The sequence below is a fragment of the Mycobacterium sp. TH-M25 genome, assembly GCF_057473665.1.
Map to the genome: position 1 here is coordinate 1 of NZ_JBYCLA010000599.1, position 6,760 is coordinate 6,760.

At 66.3% G+C, this 6,760-nt stretch carries 5 protein-coding genes; 1 reads left to right on the forward strand and 4 read right to left on the reverse strand.

Translation table 11 applies throughout. The features are described 5' to 3' along the window. Both menD and AC2VOU_RS19960 read right to left on the reverse strand, forming a co-directional pair. The coding region (menD, locus tag AC2VOU_RS19955) for a 2-succinyl-5-enolpyruvyl-6-hydroxy-3-cyclohexene-1-carboxylic-acid synthase (protein WP_486958918.1) at positions 1-1,622 on the reverse strand (1,622 nt) is incomplete at its 3' end. 85 nt (positions 1,623-1,707) lie between these two features. After that, positions 1,708-2,493, reverse strand: a complete 786-nt coding sequence (locus tag AC2VOU_RS19960) for an alpha/beta fold hydrolase (protein WP_486958922.1) — start codon at positions 2,491-2,493, stop codon at positions 1,708-1,710. Between the two features lie 94 nt (positions 2,494-2,587). Here AC2VOU_RS19960 and AC2VOU_RS19965 point away from each other — a divergent pair, with 94 nt between their 5' ends. Continuing rightward, positions 2,588-3,409, forward strand: a complete 822-nt coding sequence (locus AC2VOU_RS19965) for an alpha/beta fold hydrolase (RefSeq protein WP_486958919.1) — start codon at positions 2,588-2,590, stop codon at positions 3,407-3,409. A gap of 281 nt (positions 3,410-3,690) precedes the next feature. Here AC2VOU_RS19965 and AC2VOU_RS19970 read toward each other — a convergent pair whose 3' ends face one another. Next, complete coding sequence (locus AC2VOU_RS19970; RefSeq protein ID WP_486958920.1) at positions 3,691-5,307, reverse strand: FMN-binding glutamate synthase family protein; 1,617 nt, start codon at positions 5,305-5,307, stop codon at positions 3,691-3,693. Beyond that, the coding region (locus AC2VOU_RS19975; RefSeq protein WP_486958921.1) for a thiamine pyrophosphate-requiring protein at positions 5,304-6,760 on the reverse strand (1,457 nt) is incomplete at its 5' end. The genes AC2VOU_RS19975 and AC2VOU_RS19970, both read right to left, overlap by 4 nt.

Genomic DNA, 6,760 nt, shown 5'->3' on the forward strand with positions numbered 1-6,760 from the left:
ATGGCGGCGTGCAGCTGCCGCAACGACGACCGGTCCGCCTTGACCTCCAGCACCCGCATGCCGGCCGCCGGCTCGTCGAGCGCACCGGCCAGGTCGCCGAGCTCGATCTGGCGGCTGTCGACGTGGTAGGCCCGGCAGAGCGCGCCGACGTCGACGTCGTGCGGGGTGCCGAACACGCGGGCGGAGATGTCGGAGAACCGCGGGTCGCCCTGCTCGAGAAGTTCGAAGATGCCGCCGCCGTTGTCGTTGGACACCACGATGGTCAGGTCGGCGGGCACCGGCTCGGTCGGCCCGATCAGCAGGCCCGAGCTGTCGTGGACGAAGGTCAGGTCGCCGATCAGCGCGACGGTGCGCCCTCCGGTGGCATCGTGCGCGAGCGCCGCGCCGATCGCGGTCGACACCGTGCCGTCGATGCCGGCCACCCCGCGGTTGGACCGGACGGTGATTCCCTGCTGGTTGAGGCCGACCAGTGCGACGTCGCGCACCGGGTTGGACGCACCCAGCACCAACTGGTCGCCGGGGCGCAGCGCGTCGGTCACCGCGGCGGCCACGTGCAGACCGGTGGTCAGCGGGTGCGCCGCGAGTTGCTCGCGCACCGCGGCGACGGCCTGGCCGTTGAGTTCGGCGCAGCGGGCCAGCCACCCGGTATTCGGCGTACCGGTGGTGACGGCGCGGGTGCCGGTGGCCTGCGAGTTGCCCGAGACGTCGGGCCAGCGCGGCCCGGTGGTCAGCGCGTACACCGGCACTTTCGCGTCGGCCAACAGCGCCGACACCGGCCGGTGCAGGGTGGGCCGGCCCAGCATGATCACCTGCTGCGGGCACAGTTGCGGCAGCGCCAGGGGATGCAGCGGGTTTGGCGGGCGGCAGCCCGAAAATGAAGTGGGCTCGGCGACTGTGGGCAACGCCGCCAGCTCAGGCCGCTCGCCGGCGCCGTGGCCGGCGATGACGACGGTGTCGAGGCTGAGGTCGATATCCAGCGGCTGGTCGAAGCTGACCGCCGGGGTGAGGGTCCAGGGCTTGCCGCCCGGCCGGCCCGGCGGAATGGGTCCAGGCTCGAGGTCGGGCACCAGCGGCTCGCGCAGCGGAATGTCGAAGTGCACCGGCCCGGCGTTGGCGCTGCGCGCTCCGGTCGCGGCCACCAGCACGCGGCAGGGGGCCGATCGCCAGGTCGCGTTGAACGCGTCCATTTTCTCCGGCGCGTCTTCGGCCAGCCCGAGGCTGATGGTGGCGCGGACCTGGGTGCCGAAGTAGCCCAGCTGCTCCATGGTCTGGTTGGCACCGGTGCCGAGCATTTCGTAGGGCCGGTTGGCCGACAGCACGATCAGCGGCACCCGCGCGTAGTTGGCCTCGACCACGGCCGGGCCGAGGTTGGCCACCGCGGTGCCCGAGGTCATCGCGATGCAGACCGGCGCGCCCGCGGCGATCGCCAGTCCGACGGCCAGGAATCCGGCGGTCCGTTCGTCGATGCGGACGTGCAGCCGCACCCGACCCTCGCGGTCGGCGTCCTGCAGCGCAAACGCCAGCGGGGCGTTGCGCGAGCCCGGGCACAACACCACGTCGCGGACGCCGCCGCGGACCAGTTCGTCGACGACAATGCGAGCCTGTGCCGTCGAGGGATTCACCAGTTCAGCCTAGAGGTTCGCCGAGCGTGCAGCTTGGGGCGGCGAAAACGAGGAATCTACGCGCCTGAACCGCACACTCGGCGCGTTAAAACCCCATGCTGGCGAAGAACTTCAGCACCGCGGCGTTGACCACCTCGGGCCGTTCCAGGAAGCCGAGATGCCCGGTGTCGGCAATCAGCTGGTATTTGGCGCCGGGGATAGCGTTGGCGACCTCTTTGCCCAGGTGCGGAGGGGTCACGACGTCGTCGGCGAAACCGAGCACCAGCGTCGGCGTGTGAATACCGCCGTAGGAGGGCAGGTGGTTGCCCTGCGGCGAGATCCAGCCCTGCCGGATGATGCCGGGCGTGATTTTGACCGGCCAGATGGTGAACATGCTGATCCACTCGGCCACGGCCTCGTCGTTGCTTAGCGTCTTGGGCGAGAAGCTCTCCAGCAGCCGAATCTTCGCGTCGTAGGAGGTCGGGATCTGCACGCCGGACGCGGCCAGCTCGTCCTCGGCAGCGCGGAAGAAGTCGCGCGCCTTGTCCAGCCGGCCGCGGGTGGCCATCAGCGCCGCCTGACTCACCAGCTCGGGCCGGGCCAGCATCAACTCCTGGGCGATGAAGGAGCCCATTGACACCGCCACGATGCGCACCGGCCCGATGCCGAGCTGCTCGATCAGCGCCGCGGTGTCGGCGACCATGCTCTCGGTGGTGAACTGGTCGGCGCTCGCGGTCGCACCGACCCCGCGGTTGTCGAACGTGATAACTCGGTAGCCGGCGTTCACAAACGCCGGCACCTGATGCAGGTGCCAGGTACGTCCCAGTCCGCCGCGGCCGGCGATGAAAAGGACGGGCTCCCCTGTCCCCTTGTCGTCATAAGCCAGGTTGATCACGACGACGAACCTACGCGACGTCGCGGTATCGGCAGTATTTGGCAGTCCGCGGCGTCGAGCTGGCAGCGGGTTTGCGGGTTGACTGCGCCCGATGACACAGCTGGCACTGAAGCAGGCAACCATCGAGTATCGGGAATTCGGACCGCAGGATTCGGCCCATCCATCGGTGTTCTTCGTCCACGGCGTTCTGGTCGACGGCGAAATCTGGCGCGAGGTCGCCGAAAGGCTGGGCCGTCTTGGCTACCGCTGCATCGTGCCGACCCTGCCGCTGGGCTCACACACGATTCCGGTTTGCGACACCGCGGCGTTGTCGCTGGAAGGGGTTGCCCGGATCGTCAACGACGCGATCGACGCCCTCGACCTGTATGACGTAACGCTGGTCGGTAGCAACACCGGCGGCGGGATCTGCCAGCTGGTGGTCGACGCGTACCCGGACCGGATAGGCCGGCTGGTGTTGACCAACTGCGACGCCTTCGACCAGTGCCCGCCGTTCCCCTTCAGTGCGGTGTTCGCTCTACTGCGCGGCCCGATCACCATCAAGGCGATGATGGAGCCGATGCGGCTGAGCGCGCTGCGCAACTGGGCGTTCGGCCTGCTGATCACCCGGCCCGACAAACGGGTGACCTTCGAGTGGATCAAGCCCAGCCTCAACGACCCTCGCATCCGCCGCGACCTGGCCGCGCTGCTGTGCGATATCGCCACTGCCGATCTCACCGACGTGGCGAACCGGCTGACGCGGTTCGGCAAGCCGGTCACGCTGGTGTGGGGCCAGGGCGACGTGGTGTTCAAGCCCAGCCTGGGCCGGCGACTCGCCGGTGTTTTCAGCAACGCCACGCTGATCGAGGTGTCGCGCTCGCGGACCTTCGTGTCGATGGACCAGCCCGATGCGTTGGTCAACGCGGTCGCCGGCTAGGCGCCATACCGAATCCGCGGCTCGGCGCGGTAACGCCAGCCTCACCAGCACCAGGGAGTTGCCGGTGTCCGCTATGCCCGCCTTCGAGCGAATTCTTGTGCCCGCCGACCTCAATTCGCTCGAAGCCGGGCACATTGGGTGCCCCTCCCCCGTCGGGGCTACCGCCGCAACTAGTGCGCTGGCACCGATGCTGGCATGCTTCCCGATCAAGGTCTGCGCGCTCCCGGACGGCCACTCGACCACGAGGAGGGCATGCAGACGTTCAGCGCCCTCGGCGTGGGTCAATGCAACGCAATCTCCTTGCGTGGCTGGACGCCTAGCGGCGCGAACGAGTCCGGGTCAGCGTGTTCCCAGTCCGCTCGCCATCGCGCCGGCGCGTACTCGAGAAGTTCTGCGGGAGTGAGCCAGTCGTAGAGTTCGGCGTAGGACATCTGCTCGGACGGCGATACCCGTTTGCGCAGCATGTGTGGGTTGAGCATCGACGGGTGCGAAACGCCCATCGACGCCATCATGCGCATCGCCTGATTGACGGTGGCGCGCTGGTACCGATACACCCGTTCGCTCTTGTCGGCGACGTCGAGTGCGCGGCCCCGGCGTGGATCCTGGGTGGCGACGCCGACCGGGCAGCGGTTGGTGTGGCAACGCTGCGATTGGATGCAGCCGGTCGCCATCATCATCGCCCGGGCGGAGTTGGTGTAGTCCGCACCCTGGATAAGGCGCTTGACGACGTCGTTTCCGGTGGCGACCTTGCCGCTGGCACCAATGCGGATGCGGTCCCGAAGGCCCGTACCCACCAAGGCGTTGTGCATGATGATCAGCCCGTCGGTGAGCGGAAGGCCAGCGTGATCTTCATATTCCAACGGCGCGGCGGCGGTGCCGCCTTCCGCGCCGTCGACGGTGATGAAGTCGGGGGCCACCCCTTCGGCGAGCATTGCTTTGCACATCGCCAGCACGTCCACCCGCGAGCCCACACACAGCTTGATCCCTATCGGTTTTCCCCCGGTCAACTCGCGAAGTCGCGCCACGAAAGCCATTAGTTCGCGCGGCGTGCTGAACGCAGAGTGCGCGGCGGGACTGACACACTTCTCGCCGACCGGTACGCCGCGGTATGCGGCGATTTCCTTGCTGACTTTCGCGCCCGGGAGCACACCGCCGAATCCTGGCTTCGCGCCTTGGCTGAGCTTGATCGAGATGGCCTTCACTGCGTCGTGCTTGGCCTTATCGGCGAACTGCTTCGGGTCGAAGGAACCGTCTTTGTTCCGAGCGCCGAAGTAACCTGACCCGATCTCCCAAATCAGGTCGGCGCCACCGAGATGGTAAGGGGTCAAACCGCCTTCGCCGGTGTCGTGGGCGAAGTGGCCTTTGCGCGCGCCGTTGTTCAGCGCGCGCAAAGCATTCCCGGAAAGCGAGCCGAAGCTCATCGACGAGATGTTCAGCAGAGCGATGTCGTAGGGCTGTGTGCAGTCAGGGCCACCGATGCGCACTCGAAACGGCTCCGGGGCGGGCTCGACCGGTGCTACCGAATGCAACAGATACTCATAGCCGGCATAGTCGATGTCGCGCTCTGTGCCGTAGGAGGTCTCGGCCGCAGTACCCTTGGCTCGCTGGTAGATCAGCGACCTGACATCCCGATCGAACGGTCGCCCATCGACGTTTCGCTCAATGAAGTACTGCTGGATCTCCGGGCGGATCGCTTCCAGCAGGAAGCGCATATGTCCGAGGACCGGGTAGTTCCGCAGTACCGAGTGCCTGCGCTGCAGCAGATCGTAGACGCCGAGCGCGGCGATAGCGGCCACTACGATCGCCGGGATGGTGTAGCCGTGCGATCCGGTCAGGACGAGATAGACCAGAATCATAGCGAGAACCGCCGAAAGTGCGACACTGCCGACACGAATCATGTCGTCTTCTTTTCACGAGGAAAGTATTGCTGCACTTTCTGTTTAACCCCTTGCCTGATGAAGCCGGCGGCATCCTCGTCGCGACCGAGCACCGCATACGCCAGCGACTTCGCCTGCTCGAACGTGGCGTGCGGAGGAATGGGCGGAACGTCAGGATCGCAGACCACGTCCAGCACAGTCGGCCGGTCAGCCGTCAGTGCGCGGTCCCAGGCGTCGCCGAGTTGGTCTGCGCTGCTCAGGTTTTCGCCGATGAGCCCGATGCTGCGCGCGAACGCTGCGTAGTCCACGTCCGGAAGTACCTGGGACTCTTCGAACTTCGGCGAGTTCTCCATTGCCCGCATCTCCCACGTCACCTGGTTCAGGTCATTGTTGTGCAATACCGCAACGATGAGCCGGGGATCGGCCCACTGTTCCCAGTACTTCCCGATGGTGATCAGTTCGGCCATTCCGTTCATCTGCATCGCGCCGTCACCGACGAACGCAATCGCCAGCCGGTCGGGCTGAGCCCATTTGGCGCCGATGGCATACGGAACCGCCGGTCCCATGGTGGCCAGGGTGCCCGACAGCGAACCGCGCACCCCCTCGGTGAATTTGAGATACCTGGCGTACCAGTTCGCCGAGGACCCCGAGTCTGCGGTGACGATGGCATTACCGGGCAGCCGCTGCGACAGTTCCCAGAACAACCGCATGGGATTCAGCGGATCGGCGTCGGTCATCGCGGTTCGTTGAACGGTGGTCCACCAATCGTCGACAGCACCTTCGATTTTGTCGCGCCAGGACCGATCAGATTTGCGCTGCAGCAGCGGAATGAGCGCTCGCAATGTCGCATTCGCATCGCCAACCAGATTGATCTCGTAGGGGTAGCGCATGCCGATCCACTTGCCGGATCGATCGATTTGCACCGCACGGGCAGCGTCGAGATCGGGAAGGAACTGGGTGTAGGGGAAGTTCGAGCCGACAGTGAGCAGGGTGTCGCAGCCCCGCATCAGCTTCCAACTGGCCGTGGTACCCAACAGTCCGATCGACCCGGTGACCCAGGGTAAGTCGTCTGCCAACACGTCCTTGCCCAGCAGTGCCTTGGCCACCCCCGCCCCGAGCAGATCTGCCACCTCGGTGAGCTCGGCCACGCAGCCCCGTGCGCCCTGGCCCACCAGCATCGCGACTTTCGTTCCACTGTTGAGCAATTCGGCCGTACGTACCAACGCGTCGTCATCGGGGACGGTACGTGCCTGACTCAGCCCCAGACTCGATGGCACATGCTTGAAAGCGTGGCGCGGCGGCTGGTAGTCCAGTTCGAAAACGTCGGACGGCACGATGATGCCGGTGGGCGCTCCCTCGGAAAGCGCTGTGCGGATCGCCCGGTCGATGAGATTGGGCAGCTGCTGCGGCACGGTACACACGTGGATGTAGTCGCTGCAGACGTCCTTGAACAGGCTCAGCAGATCGATCTCTT

Excerpts from the sequence above, each read along its gene's own strand:
- AC2VOU_RS19965 (WP_486958919.1), top strand. The coding sequence starts at position 2,588 with ATGACACAGCTGGCACTGAAGCAGGCAACCATCGAGTATCGGGAATTC.
- AC2VOU_RS19970 (WP_486958920.1), bottom strand. The coding sequence starts at position 5,307 with ATGATTCGTGTCGGCAGTGTCGCACTTTCGGCGGTTCTCGCTATGATT.